General features: G+C 48.2%; 15 protein-coding genes and 2 tRNA genes. 13 read left to right on the top strand and 4 right to left on the bottom strand.

Annotation, left to right across the window (positions count from 1 at the left end):
* Positions 1–591: 591 nt before the first annotated feature.
* The 12 genes from SGI97_04220 (at position 592) to SGI97_04165 (ending at position 16,908) form a co-directional block, all read left to right on the top strand.
* Complete coding sequence (locus tag SGI97_04220; GenBank protein ID MDZ4723095.1) at positions 592–2,946, top strand: hypothetical protein; 2,355 nt, start codon at positions 592–594, stop codon at positions 2,944–2,946.
* Positions 2,947–3,071: 125 nt separating this feature from the next.
* Entirely contained in the window at positions 3,072–4,436 is a 1,365-nt protein-coding gene (gene miaB / locus SGI97_04215; GenBank protein MDZ4723094.1) for a tRNA (N6-isopentenyl adenosine(37)-C2)-methylthiotransferase MiaB, read from the top strand.
* On the top strand, positions 4,436–7,417 hold the full coding sequence (locus SGI97_04210) for a response regulator (GenBank protein MDZ4723093.1): 2,982 nt from the start codon (positions 4,436–4,438) through the stop codon (positions 7,415–7,417). Before miaB ends, SGI97_04210 begins: the two co-directional genes overlap by 1 nt.
* 148 nt (positions 7,418–7,565) lie before the next feature.
* Entirely contained in the window at positions 7,566–8,894 is a 1,329-nt protein-coding gene (locus tag SGI97_04205) for an HDOD domain-containing protein (GenBank protein MDZ4723092.1), read from the top strand.
* Positions 8,895–8,942: 48 nt separating this feature from the next.
* Positions 8,943–10,142, top strand: a complete 1,200-nt coding sequence (gene aroC / locus SGI97_04200) for a chorismate synthase (protein ID MDZ4723091.1) — start codon at positions 8,943–8,945, stop codon at positions 10,140–10,142.
* Positions 10,143–10,214: 72 nt separating this feature from the next.
* Positions 10,215–10,781 carry a DJ-1 family glyoxalase III gene (locus tag SGI97_04195; GenBank protein MDZ4723090.1) on the top strand — a complete coding sequence of 189 codons (567 nt, stop codon included), beginning with the start codon at positions 10,215–10,217 and terminating at the stop codon, positions 10,779–10,781.
* Between the two features lie 65 nt (positions 10,782–10,846).
* The gene (locus SGI97_04190) at positions 10,847–12,121 is read left to right on the top strand and encodes a putative sugar nucleotidyl transferase (protein ID MDZ4723089.1); all 1,275 of its coding nucleotides are present in this window, start codon (positions 10,847–10,849) and stop codon (positions 12,119–12,121) included.
* A gap of 105 nt (positions 12,122–12,226) precedes the next feature.
* Positions 12,227–13,273, top strand: a complete 1,047-nt coding sequence (gene galT / locus SGI97_04185; GenBank protein MDZ4723088.1) for a galactose-1-phosphate uridylyltransferase — start codon at positions 12,227–12,229, stop codon at positions 13,271–13,273.
* Positions 13,266–14,762 carry a glycogen synthase GlgA gene (glgA, locus tag SGI97_04180; protein ID MDZ4723087.1) on the top strand — a complete coding sequence of 499 codons (1,497 nt, stop codon included), beginning with the start codon at positions 13,266–13,268 and terminating at the stop codon, positions 14,760–14,762. The genes galT and glgA overlap by 8 nt, the downstream gene beginning before the upstream one ends.
* Positions 14,755–16,650: a tetratricopeptide repeat protein gene (locus SGI97_04175; protein MDZ4723086.1), complete on the top strand. Its 1,896-nt coding sequence runs from the start codon at positions 14,755–14,757 to the stop codon at positions 16,648–16,650. The genes glgA and SGI97_04175 overlap by 8 nt, the downstream gene beginning before the upstream one ends.
* A gap of 99 nt (positions 16,651–16,749) precedes the next feature.
* Positions 16,750–16,822 (top strand) — tRNA-Gly (locus tag SGI97_04170).
* A 14-nt stretch (positions 16,823–16,836) separates the two neighbouring features.
* A tRNA-Cys gene (locus tag SGI97_04165) sits at positions 16,837–16,908 on the top strand.
* A gap of 321 nt (positions 16,909–17,229) precedes the next feature.
* On the opposite strand, the gene SGI97_04160 is transcribed toward SGI97_04165, so the two are convergent.
* Together SGI97_04160 and SGI97_04155 are read right to left on the bottom strand one after the other, a co-directional pair.
* Positions 17,230–17,946 carry a DUF1573 domain-containing protein gene (locus SGI97_04160; protein ID MDZ4723085.1) on the bottom strand — a complete coding sequence of 239 codons (717 nt, stop codon included), beginning with the start codon at positions 17,944–17,946 and terminating at the stop codon, positions 17,230–17,232.
* A 4-nt stretch (positions 17,947–17,950) separates the two neighbouring features.
* On the bottom strand, positions 17,951–18,940 hold the full coding sequence (locus tag SGI97_04155) for a cysteine synthase family protein (GenBank protein MDZ4723084.1): 990 nt from the start codon (positions 18,938–18,940) through the stop codon (positions 17,951–17,953).
* Positions 18,941–19,102: 162 nt separating this feature from the next.
* Here SGI97_04155 and SGI97_04150 point away from each other — a divergent pair, with 162 nt between their 5' ends.
* The gene (locus SGI97_04150) at positions 19,103–19,753 is read left to right on the top strand and encodes an SPOR domain-containing protein (protein ID MDZ4723083.1); all 651 of its coding nucleotides are present in this window, start codon (positions 19,103–19,105) and stop codon (positions 19,751–19,753) included.
* A 208-nt stretch (positions 19,754–19,961) separates the two neighbouring features.
* Here the strand turns inward: SGI97_04150 and SGI97_04145 are convergent, their stop codons facing one another.
* Together SGI97_04145 and SGI97_04140 are read right to left on the bottom strand one after the other, a co-directional pair.
* A complete protein-coding gene (locus tag SGI97_04145) occupies positions 19,962–21,911 on the bottom strand; it encodes a S9 family peptidase (protein ID MDZ4723082.1) in 1,950 nt (649 codons plus the stop codon).
* A 192-nt stretch (positions 21,912–22,103) separates the two neighbouring features.
* Positions 22,104–24,194: a tetratricopeptide repeat protein gene (locus tag SGI97_04140; protein ID MDZ4723081.1), complete on the bottom strand. Its 2,091-nt coding sequence runs from the start codon at positions 24,192–24,194 to the stop codon at positions 22,104–22,106.
* Between the last annotated feature and the right edge of the window lie 273 nt (positions 24,195–24,467).

The following is a 24,467-nucleotide window of genomic DNA, read 5'->3' as shown; positions in this document are numbered from 1 at the left end:
GACGGAATAGAAAAGAAGACAGTCAGGCGGGGGCGCCTGACTGCACTTCTATTTACCCTGGATTCCGGCCTGCGCCGGAATGACATTTTGAGGGATTGACATTGTGACGGGAATGATTATGTGGTGTCGGGCGTCTAATCTTGTACCACACTGCTTGCGGTGTGATCTTTATCTTGGCGAATATCGGGCGTCTCTGCCTGACTGTCTCGACGTGTCGGGCATCCACCACGGAGGACCGCGCAAAGAGAGAGTACCCGTCGGCGGCGTCCCGCGCGAAGGGATATTAGAGTGTCGGGCCACCACCTCCAATCTTCATCATATCCTAACACATTCATTGAGTAAAAATCCTTTTAAAGCTTGACAGTCGCTCACATTCCAGATAATATGGAAAGGGGATGTGATTGGCTGATTTTATGGCCGGTCTTGTGTTTGTTTGCAGAGTGTGGGGGTTGCCTGCTGGGGTGAAAGTGGGGCTATGTGGACAGTATGGTTGCAAGAGGGCGCATAGATAGGATCGAGGTAACACGTGAAATTCTCGATAACTCATTTAAACGTAAGAGAACGGTCATTTGGTAGCATGGAGGCAGTAAGATGAAACGAGTTCTTTTTCTGATTGCGACGGTCTTGTTTGTATTGGGCGGAAGTTCTGCTCGCTCACAATTTGTTCAGAGCCCAAACGATCATGGCACGGCTGATTCAATGGAAATGGTGATGGCCGTCATTCCTGATGTTGCGACAAATAAGAAGAAAGTTGAGATGCAGCTCTGGGTTTTTAATGATAGCGATGATGTCGTTAGTTCCTCTGTTGGATTCAGATGGGTAAATCCTGTCCTGTCGATGGACAGCGCCAAGGAATCACCACTTGCATTGTCTTCATTTAATCTTCAACGCTTTCTCTACTTTAAGAGTAATGTGGACACGACAAACGTCTATGACCAGTTTCTTTTTGCCGGAGTTAGGATAAGCGGAAACGGAGTTGTCAAAGCGCCAACTCGTCGTCTCTGGGCAACGTACTATTTCAAGGTGGCGACTTGGACTGTATCTGATTCGATACTCCTTGATACTCTCACCTTTAACACGGGCACGATTTTCAAATTCATAAACTCGGCGAACCAAACTTATGCTCCGTATTGGCTTGGCAAGAAAGTCGTGTATGATACCGCATACGAACCGCCGGCAAACATTGGTGTCGCTCCAGACACTGTTTTTTTTAATGCAGTTCAGGGCAGTCCGGCTCCTCCCAGCCAAGTAGTCTCAATAACGTCGGACGGCAATCCGCTGGCTATTTCGCTCATAGAAAGCGTCTCTTGGATTCTCAAGAGTCCCTCATCAGGAACAACACCCCTAAATGTCAACGTCTCAACCAATATTTCAGGATTACCTCCAGGAGTTTATTTTGATTCAATACGTGTCCAGGCTTCTGGAGCGTTGAATTCCCCGCAGCAGATTTATGTGAAATTGTCACTTATAGAGCCCCCCCCGACTATAAGCGCGTTGCCGAGTTCATTTATATTCTCCGGCGTCCTTGGACAAGGGATACCTCCTTCCAAGACTTTGATTGTCAAAAATACCGGAGGACAAACACTCAACTGGACTGCAACGAATTCCCAAACATGGCTACAATTGTCTCCATCATTTGGAGTTGACTCGGCGGGGGTTTCAGTTTCGGTTGACACCACGGGTCTTCTGCAGGGTGATTACGTCGACACGATTATTGTGAGCGACCCGGCGGCCTCGAATAATCCAGTTAAAGTTCCGGTTTCATTTTCAATCGGAACAAGTTTCACAACTATTGTGACGAACCCTAACCCGCTCTTTTTTGTTCAAAATCCATCGAGCCCAATCGTTTTTACGAAGACATTTGAAGTCCTTAATGGCGGAATCGGAAACCTTCGATTTAAAATTACGGAGAATTCAGCGCGTATTCAGTCGATCATCCCCGACACGGGAATAGCTCCACTAACAATAACAGTAACATACAAATACTCTGGCGCCTTTGAAGGTCTTGACGTGTACGATACGATCACAATTCGCTCCGACGATGCGGTGAATACGCCACTGGAAGCGGAAACGCATATTCGCTACACCGCATTTCCGGCTGTCATCGCTACAAATCTCGATACTGTAAAGCTTACCGTTTTTGCCTGTTCGCAAGGAGAGGTGCCGCTTGACAGCGACACACTATTTGTGACTAATACCGGAGGGGATAATCCGCTTGAACTGAATGTACAGGCATCGAGCAGTTATTTCTATCTCAACCATGTCGATGGTATTGCTCCCGATCAGTTCCTTGTCAGCGCCACTTCGGCTATCGACAGCGGATTTCCCCCGGGCGTCTATTATGATTCTCTCACTATTTTTGGCGTTAATGCCGTGAACAATCCCAAAACTGTGATAGTTGAGTATACGGTTTCTACAGGTACTGAGCCGCCAGTCATATCGCTTTCAACGAACTCGCTGACTGTTCCCTATCAGGAGGAATCCGGACCTGCCATTCTTGATGTCTTTGACATTGACAATGCTGTCGGTGGGTGTATGCCTTGGCATCTGAATAATGAGATAGATTGGTTGGCTCCATCAATCAGCAGCGGCAATGTACCCGGTCAACTCGATGCAGTTGCGGACGCTCCCGGCTATGTTTTCGGCCAATACTATGACACTCTGTATGTTGTTGCTCCCGGCGCAGCAAATGACTCAGTCGCCTACCCTGTCGCACTTCTGGTCTGGCGTTTTCATGGTGACGTGGACTATAACGGTATAATTGACATTGCAGATCTGACAGATATGATTGAATTCCTGTTTCTAAGTGAATTGAATAGCGCTCCTCAGCCGACACTTCTTGTGGGAGATCTTGATTGTGACAATATGGTGGACATTTCCGATGTGACCTATTTAATAGCCTACCTCTTCATTGGAGGACCGATTCCCTGTGGGAATCCGTTCTAAGTGTCCTGCATTACCGATTTCACGCACCGCGGTCTCTCCGCGGTGTGTTTTTTATTACCCAAGCAGGCAGTTGGCTTGAAAGGCCTTTTAGCTTGTTTTTGAGTACAAAAGTGATATAATCTACCATGGCTAAAATTCTCGAAAATCCACAGCTAAGACTCGCGATGCCTGCAAAAAGTGATAAAGTTGAGACATTCCATATTGTAACCTACGGTTGCCAGATGAATGTCGCCGACTCCTCGACACTTGCGGCCACAATGAAAACTCGCGGATATAGAATGGTAGAGGACGAATCGGAGGCCGACCTAATTATTGTCAATACCTGTTCGGTGCGGGAAAAAGCCGAAGAACGAGTGTATGGGCGGCTTGGGGAAATATACAAGTACAAACGTTTGAGGCCATCGATGAAAGTTGCCGTGGTCGGATGTATGGCGCAAAGACTTGGCCAAGCTCTTAAAGATAAAGTCCCGCATGTCGATTATGTTCTCGGCACAGACCGGCTGTTTGAATTACCCGACGTGCTGGAGAATAACGAAGGCACTAGTTCTGTGATGACCGCCTTCGGGCACGAGAACATGGACATGATCCAGCCGATACGCGAATCGGCGTATGCGGGATTCATCACCATTTCGCGCGGTTGCGACAACTTTTGCACCTACTGCATTGTTCCGTATGTGCGGGGTAAAGAGCGTTCGCATTCGGTGGATTATATAGTTGATTCAGTTAAAAAAATGGTCGACGAAGGAGTTGTCGAAGTCACGCTTCTCGGCCAGAACGTGAACAGTTATCGTTTTGAGGGGGTTGATTTTCCCGATCTGCTTGCCCGTGTGGCGAATGAAACAGGAATACACAGAGTTCGCTATATGACCTCGCATCCGAAAGATTGCACCAAGAAACTGATACAGATAATGGCTGACCATCCCAAAATCATGCCGCATATTCATTTGCCGCTTCAGTCAGGATCGAACAGGGTATTACGAAAGATGGGGCGATTCTATTCTGTAGAGCACTACTTGAAGGTGGTCGATTTTATCAGACTAAAACTGCCCTATGTCAGCATTACGACAGATATTATTGTTGGATTTCCCACTGAAACAGAAGAAGAGTTTGAACAGACGTTGTCGGTGATTCGCTCGGTCAATTACGACAGCGCGTACATGTTCCGATATTCAGTCCGCCCCGGGACCACCGCGGCCAAAGAATTTCTCGATGATGTACCTGAGGCCGACAAAATTCGCCGGTTGAATAAACTTATCAAACTCCAACAGCAGATTTCTTACGACTGCAATCAGCACGAGCGCGGTCAAGTCAGGCCATGTCTGGTGGAGGGGACATCCCGCCGGAGCGAGCAGTCAATGCGGGCACGAACTGAAACAAATAAAACAGTTCTGTTTCAATCGGATTCAGTCTCAGCTGGCTCAGTGGTGCCGCTTCGCATTACTGCGGCGGATGCCTTCACACTTCATGGCGAACCAGCGGAGCTGAACTAATGACTCCTTGGGCGATTGCCATCGTCGTATGTGTCGTTACGATTTCGACTTTTATTTTTCTCATTTACCGACTTCGCTTTTTTTCAACAAAACATATCGGCGGAAAGACCTCATTCCTCTCAGGAGGTATTCTCCTTTCCCTGCTTGCGGCCTGGAATATTATTTCATCGAGCGTCCAGTATACTGATCTTTTTGTCCCGAGGGTCTATCCCATTGTCGATATTCTTGAGTTGATAGTCTTTCTTACTGGAGTCTCGCTTGCCGTGATCGGTCTGGCGCTCTATTCGGACTTCTGGCAGACCCGGCGGACAGAACTCGAAATCCGCGAGGAAAAAGTCGGGCTTCTTTCACAGTTACAGACTGATTCACGGCAACCATATCACTTCACCGAACTGCTCCAACGGACATTGAAACAAATCTTACTCAACTACCAAGGGACTGCCGGGGCGGTTTTTCTTCTCAATCGCGCCAGACGTGAGTTTGTGCTGACTTCGTTCGCTCATCTGACAAAGCAGGAAACAGCCTTGATGGAGCACATGCCGCTTGCAGAAAATATTGCTTCGCAGGCATTGGATGAGGGAGAGGCTCTCATCGGTGGACAGTTTGATATTGCCGACTCATCAGGCGAGCATCTTCTCGTGCGCTTCTATTCATCGCTGGCCTTGCCCCTTTATTCCGGATCCGAAAAGATTGGCGTTATTTTGCTTCTGGCAGAGCAAGAAAATCACTTCGGCGAAGGAGATATTTCTGGTCTGACACCGGTTGCCGGCTGGTTGTCGGAAAAAATGAAATCAACCCGGCTTGGTAAAGAATTGGCCTCGCTGCGTCAGGAGATACAGACTTCGGTTTTGGAAAAGCAGGAGCTTTCGTCCAAACTGAGCGCGCTGACTCGCGCTCTCGGCGCCACTGACCCGCTCAATGCCATCTGCGAAAATATGGTCGGTGTTGTGGCGTCCCAGTCAGTTTATCTGTGCTCGCTCAAGCATGGCAGTGTAAGTATAATTGGCGGAAGCGAGCCGATTACGGATTTTTCTGAAAGCTTCAAAACGGCTCTTATCGATGCCTTCGACCGAAATCGTCCGCTGGTAATCAATCAGGAAGGTACGGCAACGGACAATACCAGCCGTCTGCTGTATTCAAATCTCGTATATCCTCTGGCAGTTCAGGACACTCGCTATCTATGGCTTCTGAGACGGGAATCGACACCATTCAAAATTACCGAATCAGACCTCAAGGCGCTTGAAATGTATGCCGGTCAAGCGACTCTTGCCATCGACCGACAGGAAAGCCGCCGGATGACGCTGGCATACCGTCGGGGTATAGACAAAATTCTACAGTTGCTTGGACCGGAGTTTCCCGTCACGGCTTTTTCTGCCGACCCAGGCCGACTTTTTTCTCACATGGCCTCTCTTTTGCCCGAGGGAACGATTGCTCTTTCGTTCTTATCATCGGAGGCAAATAACGGCGAATGCCAATGCGTCTTTGGCCTGAATCTTGATGACTCCTCCGTAAACGAGATATTATTTAAATCCGGCGAGAGCAGCTTATCCCAGGTCCTCCAGACCGGGCGGCCATCTTTTTTAAACAGTAAGGCGGCTGTGATGCGTGAGACGGAACAGTACGATGCTGTGAACGGCAGCTCGATAAAACGATTGTATGGAGAACGGGGAGTCCCATCGTACATGGCAATTGTCCCGGTTTCTGCGCTGAGCTCAGTTGTCGGAATGCTTGTTGTCTACATGTATGATCTCGATCCGGCAGAACGCGCCGAATGGGAACGGCTTCTGACTTTGGCCTCTGGTCTCTATTCGCTGCGGCTGACAATGCAGGCTGTACGCGAGACTCTCGAGCAGGAGCCGTCGCTTGACGCGTTCACACAACCTGCGCTTCATGAATCACTGGTCAACAATCTCAATAATCATTTCGCGGCAGTGATTGGCAAAGCAGAACTTGCTCAGCAAGTCGATAATCTCCCAGCGGCAATAACGGAATCTCTTCGTCAGATAATTGAGGAAGCCGAGAGGGCATCGGCGGATCTTAAAAACTCAAGGCTCACGGCGATGATCGGCACGGGGGAAGATTCGCAGTCTGATAATGCTTCCAAGGTCACGGTATCGCCAGATCAAACCCTGAATGCCGTCATAGACAGCGTTCTCAAAGAGTGCCGCATCTCGGGGGATCTCTATATGGCGGGGGGAAGGCCGCGAGAGATTACAGTCAAGCATTTCGATAACGCTTTCATAGAATTTTCAAGCAATGCCGTACGTATGCTGTTTGAAAATATTCTCAACCGCTTTACAGGTTTTGCGGCCGAGGAAGATGTGATGACCGTTTCGCTCTATAGAGTTGACAGTTTCGTTTACCTTGACATATCGCGCCATCGCAAAAACTTTCCGACCATACCAAGAATAGCTGATATTGGGAGCTACCAAAGCCTCAAACAGGCATTCACTGAACGGCCGACCGATGTATTCCTGAGAGATGTCGCCGATGAGACCGCCTACATTGCCGCGGACAAGGTCGGGCCGACACCGGCATTTCTTTCTTTCAAGTTTCCCATAAAAGGGACGTCAGGCGCTGTGAGTGTTGTCATCCCACGGCAGTCATCGGTAAGGATTCTCGCAATCGACGATCAGCCGCTAATATTAGACCTGATAGTCGCCATGTGCCAGTCGATGGGATATCAGGTCGATAGGGCAAATTCAGGTGAAGAGGGGCTCGGATTGGCCGCAAAAATACGGTATGATATTGTCTTTACTGATCTGGCCATGCCCGATATTTCTGGACTTGAAGTCGGCCGACGTCTTCAGAAGCTTCAGCCCGAGACGACAATAATTCTCGTGACGGGTTGGGAAAAAGGACTGGATACCGCCCAGCTTCAGTTGGCAGGGATACAGGATGTCCTGAGAAAGCCCTTTCGAATCGAGCAATTGACTGATCTTGTCCAATCATCGTTACTGTTAAAATCCTCCAAAAAATAAACCGTTCGCCTCTCGAATTGCCTTCTAAATAAGCGGCCTAAAATGCCGATTATATATTAAACAAGGCTAAGGGCGGCGATGGACAAACTTTGATGGACAAACTTTGATGGACAAACTTTGATGGACAAACTTTGATGGACAAACTTTGATGGACAAACTTTCTATAATTGGTCAAATCAGAAACAGCGGTGAGCTATTGTCGCTACCGCAGGCTTTGTCGGAGATTCTGCGCGAAGTTGACAATCCGAACTTTACTGCGGACTCGCTTGCAAAAATCATTCTCAAAGACCCGTCACTGACTGCGCGCATTCTCAAACTCTCGAATTCTTCTTTTTATCATCGTTTTAGTAAAACTAAAACCGTCAATCAGGCCGTGCAGGTACTCGGGGTGACCACAGTAAAATGTTTAGCCCTGTCTACCTCGGTTTTTCGACCAGAAAAGGTGGAAGCAGTTGCCGGTGTCAATGCCAAAACGTTTTTTGCAGATATATTGATGATTGCCGCGGCTTCAGAGAAAATTGCCCGCGAGGTTGAGTACAAAGCGCCCGAAGAGGCATTTATTGCGGGATTGCTTCATCAGATGGGAATTATCTTCTTCCTTCACCACTACCCATCTGAATACAGGAAAATAATAGAAAAGAAGGTGAAGGCAAAATCGCTGCTGGCCGCAGAAGTCGAGGTATTTGGGATAGACCATTGCGAAGTAGGCTATCACCTTGCCACACGCTGGCGTTTGCCGGAGTTTATCGCCAACGCGATCCGAGACCATCATTCGCCGCTGACACTTACAAACAAAGTCCCGGTCAGCAATTTTATCGCTTTGGCCTGTTTGATGACAAATGATTCCATTGGCGGGTATGTCGCCGATATGGAAAACCGGTCTTTAAAAATTGAGAGGCTTGGGGATAATATCGGAGTTACTCATGCGCGGCTGACGGAGCTCTCCAATTCGTTTGTCACATGCACGATGAGTGTGGCGGAATATCTTGATATTGACATCGGCAGTATCGAAGAGATGCTTGTTCGTTCGAACCGCGAGCTTTGGCAAACTTACCTTATGGTCGAAAACCTGTTTAAAGAGCGTCAGGAACTTAGTCAAAAGCTTCTGGCCGAAGAACATGCTAAGGGAATGCTGGAATCAAAAAACATCGCCATGGCCACGCTATCGCATTATCAGAACAATGCTGCGATGGCGGTTTATGGTCGATCCCAGATTCTTCGGATGATGCTCAAAAAAGGACGCAAAGATGAGATACTTGCGGGACTGGATAGTAATCTTGACACCATAGACAACTCAATCCGTAAAATTGTCGCGGTTCTGGCTGAGATGAAGGAAGTTTCGCCGATCGACAACATCAAATTCCTCAATGCCTCGCAGGCAATGAATATCGATGACCGAATCGTTGCTCGAATGACTGAGATGAAAAGCGAATCCGGCATCGTGATGCCGGAAGAGGTTGAATCCTTAAAATCCTGACCATTCCGCTTATTGACCTCTGGGCGTTGAATCGCTACCATTAACCCCATGCTGACATACCTTACATCGGGCGAATCACATGGTCCGCAGTTGACCGCCATTATTGACGGCCTTCCAGCAGGACTTGCGATAAATCCAGATGCTCTCAATTTCCAGCTCTCCCGCCGCCAAAAGGGTTACGGACGCGGCGGCCGGATGAAAATCGAACATGACCAAGCCGAAATAGCCTCAGGCGTTAGGGGCGGTCTGACAATGGGCGGACCAATCACTCTTGTAATCAAAAACGGCGACTGGGTGAATTGGACTGAGATAATGGATCCGCTTGCCCCGGTAGGGAAGAGCCTTGGTCTAAAACAGAAAAGACTTGTCGAACATACAGTTCGTCCGCGCCCTGGCCATGCCGATCTGCCGGGCGGAATAAAATGGGATCATCATGATCTACGAAATGTGCTCGAACGGGCATCGGCGCGGGAGACTGCGGCTCGAGTTGCAGTTGGTTCACTGGCAAGGCAGTTGCTTGAGCATTTTGAGATTGATATATTCTCCCATGTGGTTTCTGTCGGCGCGGTGAGTCTGCCAAAAGGATATGTTCTCCCGCCGATGAAGAAACTCAGAAGCATCACCGAGGAATCCGATGTTCGCTGTGTCGATTCAGCTACCGCCGTGAAAATGATTTCAGCAATCCGCACTGCAAAAAAGAAATCCGATTCACTTGGCGGTGTGGCGGAGTTAATTGTCAGCGGTCTGCCGGCAGGTTTGGGTGGGCTTTCACAATGGTACCATCGGCTCGACGGCCAGCTTGCATCGGCGCTTATGTCGGTCCACTCCGTCAAGGGTGTGGAAATCGGACTTGGTTTCGAAGCCGCAAAAAGAACTGGTTCTCAGGTTCACGACCAGATCTATTATGACTTGAAAAAACATCCGCGCCAAAAAGGTTTCTTTCGAAAGACAAATAACGCAGGTGGCCTTGAAGGCGGAATAACTAACGGCGAAGACCTTGTCATTCGCGTAGCTGGTAAACCGATATCGACGCTCACTCAGCCGCTGCGGACGGTTGATGTCGTTACCAAGAAATCTGCCGAGGCCATGGTAGAACGGACAGATACGTGTGTGGTACCGGCATTAGGCGTTGTGTGCGAAGCGGTCGCATCCTTGGTTTGTGCCGAGGCATTTCTTGCAAAATTCGGCTCGGACAATATGAGAGAGACCGAGCGTAATTTCCGGTCATTTCTCAAAGCCGATTACTAGATGGACTTAAGATGCCGCTTCCATTTTGAGCGCAGTATCGTATAATGGAAAGCGAAGTTCAGAGGAGGAACGATGTCAAAGAAGGTTTTAGTTGTTTTGGCTGAAGGTTTCGAGGATATGGAAGCAGTCGCGCCCATTGATATATTAAATCGCGCCGGAGTCGAAGTCACAATCGCGAGTCTTGTTAAAGGCCCCACGAAAGGTGCGTACGGAACTACTATTGTGCCTCATAAGTCAATCGATGAAATTGACCTCGATTTTATATATGACGGCATTGTTTTCCCGGGTGGCAGAGTAAACGCCCAAGCCTTGTCCAAACATCCAAAAGTCATGATGCTGGTTCATCGCCATCACAGCGCGCACAAAATGGTGTCGGCTATTTGCGCGGCGCCAAGTCATGTTCTCGGCGAAGGCGCAAAAATTCTTAAGGGGAAACGCTCCAGCGGCGATCCGACATTTAACGACATGCTTGCCGCAAGCGGCGCAATTGTCAGTGGGGAAATAGTGACTGTCGATGACAATATTATCACGGGAATGGGACCCGGAGCGGCGATTCCTTTTGCCCTCCAGCTGGTTGAGTATCTGGTAGATAAGCAGACTGCTGACCAATACGCCGAGAAATGGCTGATTTCCCGATAGATTTCACTAAGTGAAAATATCATATCTATTTCCGATATTATCATGGAGAGTGATAGGATAAGAATATGTCGATTACAATTTGTTTTTTTGAAGATTCAAAATACACCCAATTTTACCCACTGACATACCTTCGTCCGGTTTATACCCTTCGGGCCGGTATCGTACCTCTGTTTCAGAGGGCTACAAGATATTTCCCTGATGCTCATATCTGCCTTTCGGCTCGTGATCTGATTTCTCCACTGACTGCCGAACAGAATCGGGATTTCCCTGTGAATATTATCAAACGGGGAGATTTGGATGAAGTTCTCTTTCTCAATGGAAGAATCCGCGACTACGGCGACCTTCCCGGTCTGATTAGAGGCTCGCGCATATCCTGCTGTTTTAAGAAAAACGGTGAGGTTGTCGCCGCGCTATTCAAGGGAGAGTCAGTTGAGAAGATCGCGAAACTCGCGATACCGTCAGATTACGCCGCGCAACGCAAACGCGAGGGAAACGATATTGTCGATTTCGACACCCGCGCCACACTCTACAACTACACCTGGGAAATAATGGCCGATATTGAGCGCGAAGTCACTGAAGACTTTGCTGTCCTAAGGCCTTCTTTTCCAACCACCTCACAGAGTATCAAGCGCGATGGTGTCCATATCCTTAAGTCCGACCAACTATATATCGGAGAAGGAACAATAGTTCTCCCGTCGGCAGTGCTGGACGCCAGCAAGGGGCCAATCTATATTGGCGCAAATTGCAAGATAGAATCACAGGTGGCGATCTATGGTCCATGCGCCATAGGGCCAAACAGCGTAATTGTGGCCGGAAAAATAGCAGCATCATCGATTGGTCACACCTGTCGAGTGGGTGGGGAAGTCGAAGAGTCAGTTTTTCAGTCGTATGTGAACAAGTATCATGCGGGATTTATTGGTCACAGCTATGTGGGTTCATGGGTCAATTTTGGCGCCATGACAACCAACTCGGATTTGAAAAATAACTATTCAACTATACGCCTGACCGTGAACGGCCAATCTGTTGACAGTGGGTCAATCAAAGTTGGCTCATTCATTGGGGATCACACCAAATTTGGCATTGGGACTTTGCTCAACACCGGGATAAACATTGGTGTCTGTTGTAATATCTTCGGAGGCTCGCTTGTAACCGACAAGGAAATTCCATCCTTCAGTTGGGGCAACACCGGCAGTTATCAGAAGTATGAGGTTGACAAGGCAGTTGAGACCGCGCAACGGACAACCGAACGCCGCAATCAGACCCTCACCGAACGAGAGAAGACTGTTTTGAGAGCGTTGGCGGCTAAGACCGATAGCAACATGGGTGTAATTAATTTTTGATATTCGAATAGTCCCGAATTTTTCTTTCAGTTTTTGCATTGAGCTTGAGGCGTATATTGACAAGCGTGAGTCCCTTTCCTATGTTTCTTTTTTATGGGAGAATAGATGCCTGAGTTAAGAAAAGACCCTATCATTGGCCGCTGGGTAATCATCTCTACTGAGCGGGGGAAACGGCCGACATCGTTTACTTCAGTCGTGCGCACAAACGAGGCCAAGATGTGTCCGTTTTGCCCGGGGAATGAACATGCTACCCCGCCTGAGATCATGGCTTACCGCCGTACTAACTCCGAGCCGAACCGTCCGGGCTGGAGATTGCGGGTCATTCCCAACAAGTATCCAGCGCTCAAAATTGAAGGAAATCTCTCACGCGAGCCGCAGGGCATCTATGACCGTATGAATGGAATCGGCGCCCACGAAGTCATTATCGAGACGGCCGATCACGGGCGTGATCTGATGGATATGTCCATCGATGAAATTCATGACGTGCTCTGGTCATACCGCGAACGTATGACCGATCTCGAGCGCGACAGCCGTTTTCAGTATATTCTTATTTTCAAAAACCATGGCGAGGCGGCAGGGGCATCGCTTGAACATGCCCACAGCCAGCTAATTGCCATGCCGATTGTGCCAAAGCGGGTCATGGAAGAAATAGTCGGCGCAAAGCGATATTTTGATTTTAAGGAACGCTGTATTTTTTGCGACATCATCAGGCAGGAGATTGTAAATCAGGAAAGAATTGTAAGCGATTTCGATGCCTTTATCGCCTATGAGCCATTCGCATCACGTTTTCCATTTGAAACCCATATCATACCCAAAACACATCAGTCGAGCTTTCTGGAAATGTCAGATTTCGAATACGCAAAACTTGCGGCCTGTCTTAAAGACACCCTGATTCGTCTGAATCTTGCCCTCAATAACCCGCCGTTTAACTATGTGCTTCACACACGTCCGGTCTCCAAAGAGTCGCATGACCATTTCCATTGGCATCTTGAAATTATTCCTAAATTGACGAAGATGGCCGGTTTTGAATGGGGATCCGGATTTTTTATAAATCCGACCGCGCCCGAGGACGCCGCGGCCTTTTTGCGGGCGATAGATGTCAGCCGGTATCGGATGATGCCCGAGACTAAAGTCGCCGGGGATAATGTCTAATTTAAAAATCCTTGCGGTGACGTCCGAAGCCGCGCCCTTTGCCCGGACCGGCGGTCTTGGTGACGTGCTTGGTGCTTTGCCGAAGTCGCTTGCAAAAGCTGGCCACGATGTCAAAGTCTTTATGCCGCGCTATGAAGTCATCGACGGACAACGCCATCAACTCAAACCATCAGGTCAGACCTTTTCCATCCCCGGGCTGCACGGCTCGGAGAGAGCCGACATATTCCAAGCAACTATGGGAGCGGTGGACTATTATTTTGTATCTAATGCCCGCTATTTCGACCGAATCGGCCTCTACCAGGATCACTTGAGCGGAAAAGATTATTTTGACAACGACGAGCGGTTCATCTTTTTCAGCCGGGCTGTCCTCGAAAGTGTTAGGGCAATGCGCTGGACTCCCGACATCATTCATCTCAATGACTGGCAGACGGCAATTATTCCATCACTGCTCACACATCAGTATCAGACCGATGGCTTTTTTAGCGCCTCAAAAACAGTTTTAACAATCCATAATCTTGGTTATCAGGGAATCTTCGATGCCGCAAAGTATTCGGCTCTAAAATTGCCAAAAGAGCTTTTCTACGCCGTGACCGGCGCCTTTGAGTTTTTTGGCAAAGTTAATTTTCTCAAAGCCGGAATAATGACAGCGGATCATCTGACAACCGTATCACCTCAATATGCAAAAGAAGTAGTTAGCTCCGAGGAGTTCGGGTTTGGTCTGGAAGGTGTGCTTCAACAGAGAAAGCATGACTTGACCGGTATCCTGAACGGGGTGAATTACCATGACTGGTCTCCGGCGCGAGACACACACATTAACTTCACATACAGTCCGGCTAATCTCACACGAAAGAGAATGAACAAGACCGAACTACTCAAATCAATGGGTTTACCCCAAAGGGAAAATGTTCCTCTTGTAGGTATGATCTCAAGGCTTGCCGCACAGAAAGGTTTTGATCTGCTTGGGGACTCAGCCGAAGAGCTATTCTCGCGCGACCTTCAGCTTGTCGTTCTTGGTGTAGGCGACAAGGAATATCATCATTTACTGCATGCCCTCCAGCAGAAGTATCCCGATAAGATGAGAGCAATTCTCGCTTTTGATAATTCGCTTGCCCATAAAATTGAAGCCTCGGCTGATATGTTGCTGATGCCGTCGCGCTATGAACCCTGCGGACTGAATCAGATGTATTCGCTTAAATACGGAACTGCGCCGATTGTACGGAAAGTCGGCGGCCTGTCAGACAGCGTTGAAGAGTTTGTCCCGACAACAAAATCAGGGACGGGTTTTTTATTCACCGAGTACACACCGCTCGCGCTTCTTGAGGCCGTTGACAAGGCGCTGGATGTTTTTAAACAAAAGCGGGTGTGGAACTGTCTGATGAAAAACGGCATGGCAAAGGATTTCTCATGGGATGTTTCGGCTGAGAATTACTTAAAAGTATTCCAAAAAATTCTCACAGAGAAACAGCCGGCTCACTATTCTTATGACTGATTTCTTTCGCCGATTCTGGCCGATCTTTCCGGCTTTGGCGCTCTATATCTTCTTCTCCGCAACACTCTGGTTTATCCAGGATGACGCCTATATCACCTATCGCTATGCCGCTAATTTTCTCAATGGTGACGGGCTTGTTTTCAATATCGGCGAACGTGTAGAGGGCATAACAAATTTTGGCTGGGCTGTGTGGCTTATACTATTAGGGAGCGTGAAACTCGATTACATTCTTCTCTCGCAGGTATGCGGTCTACTATTCGGCGCCGGAGTTATAGTTCTTACCTATCGTATTGCCCTCGTCGTCTTTGAAAAGAACGGGGAATGGTTCGGCTTTGTCGCTGCCATGCTGGTGGGCGCAAACCAGTCGCTCGCCTATTGGTCGCCCGCGGGGCTTGAGACCGCTGCCTTTGCTTGTTTTGCGATGTTGTCGCTCTATTGGTTTCTTAACCGAAATCACTTACTTATCTGGTCATTGCTTTTAGCCGTCTGGCTTCGTCCTGAGGGAGCGGTGCTGACCGGCTTATTTATCCTCATTGAGGCAATAATAGAGCGCCGGGTTCCGCTCTTTTCGCTTCGCTGTGCGGCAGCGGCATTTGTTCTGTCGCTTCCCTTCGTCGGCTTCAAACTCGGTTACTACGGCTCGATTTTGCCCAATCCATTCTTTGCCAAGACGTCCGCCGATATCGCGCATTTCAAAAGCGGCCTTGCCTATGCGGTGACATTTTTCAAGGATTATGCGTTCTTTGGCTTTGGATTATTGACGCTACTCTTCTTCTTCAAACGCTGGACACCAGCAATCAAAACTCTGTGGCTCTTTGTGATATTCTACATACTATATATTATTGCTGTTGGGGGGGATGTACTTAAAGTCCATCGCTTTTTCCTGCCGCTTTTCGGACCCGCTGCTATTCTCGTGGCGGCGGTAGGATGGTTTTTATGGGGAAGTCTCAAAAAACGTCGAGTCGCCTTGGTTGCAATCGCCTTTGCAGTACCACTGGTGGCGATTACCATCGTCATGCCGCGCAAGACGGTAGCCGATTACAACAATAGTGAAAAACTCTTCACTAAGAAACAGCTCTTCATCGCCAATGAGATGAAGACAACAGACAAAACCAATTTCTCAGTCGCAGTTTCAACCATCGGTATTTTTGGTTACGCCCTGCTCGGCCATGAAATCATTGATATGCTTGGCCTGACCGACTCGACTATCGCGCGCTACTCCGAAGAGCCAATGAAAGGAATGTCGACATCATGGCGCGAACAAAAACACAACAGCGCCTATTTGCTGGGCCGTGAGCCGACATATATTGTTTTTTCTACCGGGGTCAAGCCATCGGCGCCAGCCGAGCGGGCAATCATGCTCTATCGACAATTTACGGATTCATATCGAATGATCGGCTGGTTTTATGAAAGCCATCCTGAGTTACCGAAGGCGGCATCGGGAACGGTTGTCACTGCGTTTAAAAAGACCAAGCCTTTTGTCGGAGAGCTTGTGCCATATTATCCGGTTGAATATGTGCAATATCTTAAAACCGGTTTGGATAAATATGTTCGTGGAGATCACCGCACTGCCATTGCGTACTACGACAGCTCGCTTTCGGTCTCGCCAAAACCGTATTATCTGTACACACTCTATTTCAAGGCCTTCAGTTATCTAATGCTCAACGATTTGAACAACGCCCTGCCGCTGCTTGAGTATGTTGTGGCTCAGGATTCCACAATCTACGAAGCTCATAAGGATTTGAATATTATTAGGAGACTATTAAACGAACCTGAGCGGGCAGAGATACACCACCGCTGGCTCGAAAAGCTTGTGCCGTGGTACTTGCCGAGACTTGACCAAATTGCCGACGAGATGGTAAAAAAACAAGGCGGGAGCAGACGGTAAGTCGATGTAATCTGTTCAAATAAGAGTCAGTCAAACATATTGACAAACGGTAGAACCGATTATATTATGTACAGCCCAATCGTACGGGGCTTTTAAAAAGCGGGAATAGCTCAGTTGGTAGAGCACCACCTTGCCAAGGTGGCTGTCGCGAGTTCGAGTCTCGTTTCCCGCTCTTTTTTTTTATTGGGCGCCATAGCCAAGTGGTAAGGCAGAGGTCTGCAAAACCTTTATTCCCCAGTTCGAATCTGGGTGGCGCCTTATTTTTTTCCTTTGATTAACTTAATATGAACCTACGTCGGATTGAAGGTTTTGCTGGACAAATTCAGTACAAAGAAAACATCGATTCGGATGTAAACTAAGCTTCGTTTTAGCTCTTAGGAAATACGCCCTCTGTTTTTAGACAAAAAAATAGAGGGCGCTCGTCTGGTTGGGAAGAGGGGGCTAAGAAAACTTCCCAGGGACAGCAGAGAGGCACCCTCGACAACTCCAAAATAAGAATGCTACGTAATTTGTCAAGCTCTTTATCCCGACTTTTCAATAATGTTTAATTGAATAGTCTATTTCCTGAAAAAAGAGAGTCTAATATCTGACGATCTTGACCGGCACACTCATAAAGAGTGTGTCAACCGCCCCGGGGATAGTAAAGCCGAGTCGAAAATTTGAGACGTATGTGCCGGCCTTTAGACCGGGCTTCGGTGTGACAGTAATTTCGATCTTTTCGCCTTCGTCGGCCTCATTTTGGAGGGGTGTGACGGTGTAAAGGGTATCATAATGACAGATAGCGCTGAGTGTCAATCCCTCTACCAGGGGGTTTGCAAGGGTGATTGTTTTCTCTGTGTGGGCGGCGAGAAAAAAAGCATTCAATGGAGTGGGTTTCAGATTGTAAAACCACTGACCCACAGTCGACAAATAAAAGATGTCAAACTGGGTAAACTTATTCTCATTGGTGTAGACATGAATTGCCTTTGACGTTTTCCCGTAATAGTCTTTTGTGTTAAACTTCAAAAAGATTGTCAGTGTGTCCCCGGGTTGCGCCACAGAATCGAGAAGCTGAACATACGAGCAGTCACAGGTCACAATTGCCGAATCGATCTTGATTGGGACGGTGCCCATATTCACCAAGCGGAAAGGGTGGTGCAAATCATAGTCAATGCCGACCTCGCCAAAATCAAAGATCGGCTCGATCGGCCGAAGGCTGCCGGCTACGGCGTACGATAGCGACGGCCACGACAGGGCTGCGGCCAATACCAAAAGCGTAATGTGAGCGTGACCGATAATATGCCTGCGGTATGTCATCTGTTTAATATACGGGCTCAAGTTCGGGCAAAAATCCCTGGGCGCGCATCCAATCATCGTTGTAACATTTGCTGAGATAGCGGATACCGGCATCGGCGAATATCCCTACGATAACAGATTCAGGCCCCAAATCTCTTGCTATCTGCTCCATCGCGACTGCAATAGCCCCCGAAGACCCGCCACCGGAGATCCCCTCGGCACGAGCAATGAGCCGTGCGCGATTAAATGAATCCTTGTCCGAAACAGTTATGACATCGTCGACAAGGTCGGTATGAAGGGCTTCTGTAACGACATCGGAGCCAATACCTTCAACTTTGTAGGTATGGCCGTCAATAGTCCGACGCTCCTTGATATACGTTGCAAAAATTGAGCCTTCGGGATCGACCGCAATTGTTCTTATCTTCGGATTCCGCTCTTTCAGATATCGGGCTGTGCCGGAAAAAGTCCCTCCGGTGCCGATTCCCGCAATAAAATGAGTCAGTTTACCATCCGTATCTTCCCAAATTTCAGGGCCGGTACTGTGGTAATGAGCTTCGACGTTGACTTGATTATTGTACTGGTCAAGATCGAAATAGCCGTGTTCTTTTGCCAAACTCCTCGCGACCATATAGCAGCCGCGCGGGTCATTGTGCCCGCACTCAGTCGGTGTGACAATGACTTCGGCTCCGTAGGACCTGATGAGATCCACTTTCTCCTGGCTGGTTTTTTCGGGAGTGACAAGTATCGACTTGAGTCCGAACACGCCAGCAACCATCGCCAGCGCCGAGCCGGTGTTTCCTGATGTATTATCGACTACCGTATCGCCTGCTGAAAGACGTCCCTCGGCCATTGCTTTTTTAAGAATATAGAGCGTCATCCGATCTTTGATCGAACCGGTTGGATTTTGGAACTCTAATTTTACATAGGCACGAGGGCCGTTTGTGGGGATTCCTGTCCGTAGACGAAGCAGGGGAGTATGGCCGATTAAATCGAGAACGCTTTCAAATACTTTCATATTTTCTTCCAGTCGAAGCTCATATTATACAAAAAGAGTTGATTCTTCAACGTTTTATTCTCGTCGTTCAGTAATTTTAAGTTGACTGAATTTTGCTTGCAATCTACACTCGACAACGTCAACAAAGATACGCTAAATATTTGCAAGAAGGCAGAATATACTATGATGTCGGTCAGTTTTAAGGCTTGTCTGAAAATAGCCGCAATCGGTGTTATACTTGGAGGCTGTTCAGAGAAAATGAAAGAAGCCGCTCGTCTGGAAGCCCAACTTGAGGAGATGAAAGCAGAGGAGGAGGCCAAAACCCCAGATCCCACAGAGGCGGCTTTTTTGATTTCAGACACTCTTCAGCAAGAGACCGTTGAATCCGCATCCAAGTCCGCTGGAAGCGACACCATCTCAAGTCCGAGTGTTCCTGAGCAGTTGTCTGCGCAGATGGCGTTAATCGTAGTGCCTGCTTCGACCGTCAATGATTCCTTGGTATCTAATAGAACAACACAAGCGAAAGCAGAAAGTGCTGAGGCTACAAGGTCTGATGAGCCGGTTGACTTGTCGACGATAGTCAGTACTTCCTTGATCTACTCTGTCCAAATTGCAAGCACCGAATCCAAGAGTCATGCCGATACACTCTTGTCGGTTTATAGAGAAAGAGGATACCACCCATTCATGCAGGCAACTAATAGTCAAAGAATGAAACGATATCGAATCCGCATAGGAAGATTTGGGACGCTTGCTCAAGCGGAGCGGCTTAAGGATGAGTTATTGGAGCGTTTCAAAACAGAATCGTGGATAGCCGAGTCACAGATAAAGAATTAATGAAATTGCTTCGTCAGTTCGTTCCTCGTAACGACCATGGGGGCTTTGCAGGTGCACGGAGCTTTCAAGCCCGCAGGAGGCGGGGCGAACACCAGCCACGAAATAAGAGCCGTCAGGGCACACTTATTTCTTCTCTGCTCTCAGACATAAGCAAGACCTGACGAAACAACAAATATGGTAACCTCTCCGCACACAAGTAACTCGAATTTCAGTGCGTCTCGGTCTTGACCGCAAGTCCTTTCAGATATGTATCCATGAACGAAATATATTTCCGATACTGAATTATCAGGTTCGATCGTTTCGCCGAGCCATGTCCTTCATCGGCAAATATAAGTGAATCGACGATCCCCCCTCGACTTGATATAGCCTGGAGAATCTGACGAGCTTCATCAACTGGAACACGCGGGTCATTTTCTCCATGGACAACCAAAAGAGGGGTCTTGATAAGGCTCGCTTTGTGGATTGGTGAGATTTCACGAAGGAACATCGAGTCGGTAAGTGGGCCATATTCAGCCTCGCGAAGTTTTCTTCGGTAGGACGCGGTATTTTTGAGAAAGGTTTCAAAGTTGGCAATTCCGACAGCGCAAATCGCTGAAGAGAGCAGATCGGGATATTCCGTTATCATTCCCAAAACAACATAGCCGCCATATGAGCCGCCTTGAATGCCGATCATGCCGGATTTACTGTAGCCTTCGTTAACCAGCCAATCGATGCCTGCCTTGTAGTCTTTCAGGGAATTCTTTCGGTCCTTATAATTGTCCAATGACAAATACGTTCTTCCGTAGCCGCTTGAGCCGCGAGGGTTGACCGCCAGGATGCCATAGCCGTTAAGAAGCATGTACTGGAAGTTTCGAGAAAAATTCGGAGTAAACTGGCTTTCGGGTCCGCCGTGGGCATAGACCATAAATGGAACTGGATTTCCTTTGGTGTGGCTCTTCGGCAAATAAAGAAAGGCTGGGATTTCAAGCCCGTCGAAACTTTTGTAGCGGACTAATTGAGGATCAGAGAAGAGTTCGCGGTCAATTCCGGCATAGATTGAAAAGGTCAACTGTTCGAGTTTTTTTGTTGCTGGCACCCAGCGCCAAACATCGGAGGCGCGGGTTGCTCCATCAAATGAAAAGAGTATCCCGCCATTCTTATCAAATTTTCCTCCGCTGATTATTCCATCAAGAGGTGGCGGTGCAATTTCTTTTTTGGATTTTAGATCACGGAGTTTAATCCGCGTATAGCCGTCTTCATTTACGAGAGCGGCAATGTATTTGAAGTCACGCGAAACGCTGAGCGATTTTATATCCCAGAGTGGGCTAATCCAACCATCGTTCATGAAGGTGATAGCCGATGTGGCAATGTTCAGGTCCGCAAGGCTCGAAATTCCTTCAGGGTTGTCGTTACAGGTAAGCATGACCGTCTTATTGTCGGGCATGAGCTCGGGCGAGCCATAGAGCACCTCCGTCGAATCCCTGGTGATTTGCTGGTAACCGCCGGAACGCAGGTCCACATAGGAGAGGTCACAATTGACATTCGATGTGTACGTGCTTACGAGAAGGAAATTGCCATCGGGAGACATGTCTTCCACTGAATTCGAGCCGGGTGTTTTCAGAGAATCGCCGAAAACCTTGACAGACTTGCCAGTAGTGATGTCTAATCTATAGATGAAGAAGTCCTTTTTATTTTCTTCATTTGATCGATAAAAGAAGGATTTATCGTCATTAGCCCACACAGTATTGCCATATCTGATGGAGTTGTCTTCGGTCAACCTGACCAAGCGGGCGGTTTTGATATCCATCAAATAGAGCTGGGCATTTTCATTTCCGCCAATATCTGCTCCCACAACTGCCATTGTTGCATCGTGTGACAGAAAAAAGAAGACAACTCCGTCCTCAAACGTTGTCAGCTGAGAGGGCCATCCTTGTTCGTTGAGCAAATAGATTTGTGGAGCGCCTGACATCGATGACTGAAAATAGACGTCTTTTCCATCCCACGAGTAGTCCGCCGTGGTAGCGCCTCCTATTTGGAGAAATGTCGCGATGTCCGGGATTGAATTCTTTGAGTCAAGAACTGTCGTTGGCCGCTTCGATTCCTGACCGTGAGCCAAGACTGCGGTAAGCATGAGGCATGGAACAAGCCATATGCCAACTGTTTTTCGCGCTGTGTGCATGGAAATTATCCTCAGGGTAAGCAAGAACAAAGTGAGCATATTTTATGGATGAAGTATAGCAAGAAGGATTGGAGGGAACAAGAACGAAATAATTTCCACACGGCAGAAAAGCCTCCCTGTGACAAGGTCACAGGGAGGCTTCTACGGAAAATAGTCGAGGAGTGTTGGGGTCAATAAAATCTGCTCGTGCGATTAAAGATCCCGATCAATTATCTGAACGATTGCCGCGAAATCTCTGCTTGAGCGTAGTCGGCTGACTTCCTCGGCTGTGGCGAGCTTTTCGAATGATTCGTAGGTCTTTTTCAGATTCTTGAAATCACTGTCGGCCATATAGGCAAGCATCAAATTTTCAAGTATTTCTTTACTATTCGGATCAAGGGAACGCGCGTCTTTGAAGTGTTTCAAAGCTCGCTTGATATTTCCTTGGCTATAACGAGCCTCGCCGAGACCGGCATGTGCCCGGGCGCCGTGGCGGTCAAGGCTGATAACTGATTCGAAATCGGCGACCGCCGCGATCGTCTCATTGCGGGTCAAAAAGAGATTGGCACGTCCCAAATAACCACCGACAAATTTGTTGTCATTTTTAATGCAAGCCGAATATGCAGTTAAAGCGCCGTTATAATCTTTTTTCATTGCGGAAATCTCAGCGGCGCGGATATAATCGTCGTTTGCGGCGCTCTTATTTTGGAGAGCGGCATTGGATTCCGCCCGCGCAAAATAGGCCGCCCCAAAGCTGGGTTTTGCTTCTATTGCCGATGTAAATTCCGCAATTGCAAGATTGTGATTGCCGCTCTTTTGAGCCTCAAGTCCAGAGGAGAGGTGACCCTCATCTCCGCTCGGCTTTTGGGTTGCAACCGTCTGAGCTCTTTCGGCAACAAGTTCGGCTTGGAGTCTGGTTGTTTTGCCTGATTCAAGTTCGATAGTGCCTGTCGATGTTAAGTAGCCCTCCCTTGAAACAGCATATTTGTGCCGTCCTGGTGTGATTCGGGCGTAGGTAAGATTTCCGGATCCAAGTACTTCACCGTCAATCGAAAGCCGGGCATCTTCCAAATTGGCATCGAGAAGGAGGCTTGCATGCTCTGCGGGGGCTGAGTTTTGCGAATGATTGCTGGATGCTTGACCCGCTGGTCGTCTTTGCGTGGATTGCTCTCCCATGTTGCCGTCAAAGGGGCTTGCAACATCGGCTGGATCACTAAATTCAGTAGAGGCAATATCTCGTGTTTCCTGAGGGACGGCCGCTGTCGATCCTAAGGTGTGAACGAGGGTAAGGGCCGTAATTTCTCCATTAATGACTGTGGCATAGTCTTGTCCCACAATTTGACCGTCAACAATATATTCAACCTTATGGCTTCCTGCCGGGACCATGTCTGTCTTAAAAAAGCCTTCGCCATTGGCTACAAGTCTGATACGGAGGTCTGGGAAATTTACAGATGCTCCAACCAAACGAGGCTGGCGGTTTTCATCAAGAGCGATTCCGGTGACCCATCCTTTTCCACTGCCTGAGTCTGATGTGAAAAGAGTACCGACAAAAAACATGAGCAGAGCCGCCATGGATGAGGCTGCCACAATGACTGTTTTTTGGCTGAATCGTTTCTTTCGCAGTTGGTAATGGCGGTCATTGACCACTAACTCGTCCATATCATGGAGTTCAGGGCTGCCGACAAGCTGTATAAAGTTTTTGGTGAAATAGGCAATGCCTCGAGGGCGCTCAGCCATTTTCTGTCTTTGAATTTGCTGACGTTGGTTACCAGCATTGGAAGGCTCGGACGAGGCATGGCTCCTTGTAGGAACGATTGGAGAATTATCAAAAGGCCTGGGTCCGCCTTCGATATTTCTCAATAAGTTAAGCTTTTCGTCCTCGCTCAGATATGAATTCGGAGCATAGAGATTACTTTCAATAGACTTCACTTCGTCATTTGATAGTTTTTTTAGTTTAGACGTAACCATCTGGAGACTATTCGGGTTTGTACCCGGCTTGGACGGATTTCGTTCGTCTTTGACTACAGGCGGCTCTGAGTTCATGGAGCCCATGATGGACTCGCTGCCAATAATTGAGTCACGTAATTCGGTCTTTGGCCGGGCTGACGGTGCCTGTTCTTTGGACTTTCCTTGAGCGGCTGCGGATCCAGCGCTGGACTCTATTGCCAGGTCATCCTCGTCCTGGTCGGAGGAAAACCCCCCGGCAAAGGCATGAGGACTTGCATTACTTGCTTCTGTGATAATGAAATCGAGACGATCATCGTCAGTCTTTTGGTTCTTGTTATTGTGCCTATCTGAGCTCATAGAGATCTTCCCCGACAGTTGCGGAACTTTACGCTATCGTTCGCCTGTTCAATCGTTTCCCTTTTCCATAGAGTCATTCGATAGGGATATTATCGTCTTATTGAAATATTTCTTTACAACGCCGCCAGCCCTATACGCGTCATTGTTTTGACAGTTAAAGTCTTGCCTAATCCTGTTTATAGGCTTGACAGGGAAGGGGGGGGAGTGTATACTTTAGCCCGTATACGGTTGGGATTTATTCACAAGAGCCGGTCATTCCGGAGGAGGATGAGT

This window comes from Candidatus Zixiibacteriota bacterium, assembly GCA_034439475.1.
In the GTDB taxonomy this organism is placed as follows: Bacteria; Zixibacteria; MSB-5A5; order GN15; family FEB-12; genus JAWXAN01.
This window is presented reverse-complemented; position numbering and strand designations above follow the sequence as displayed.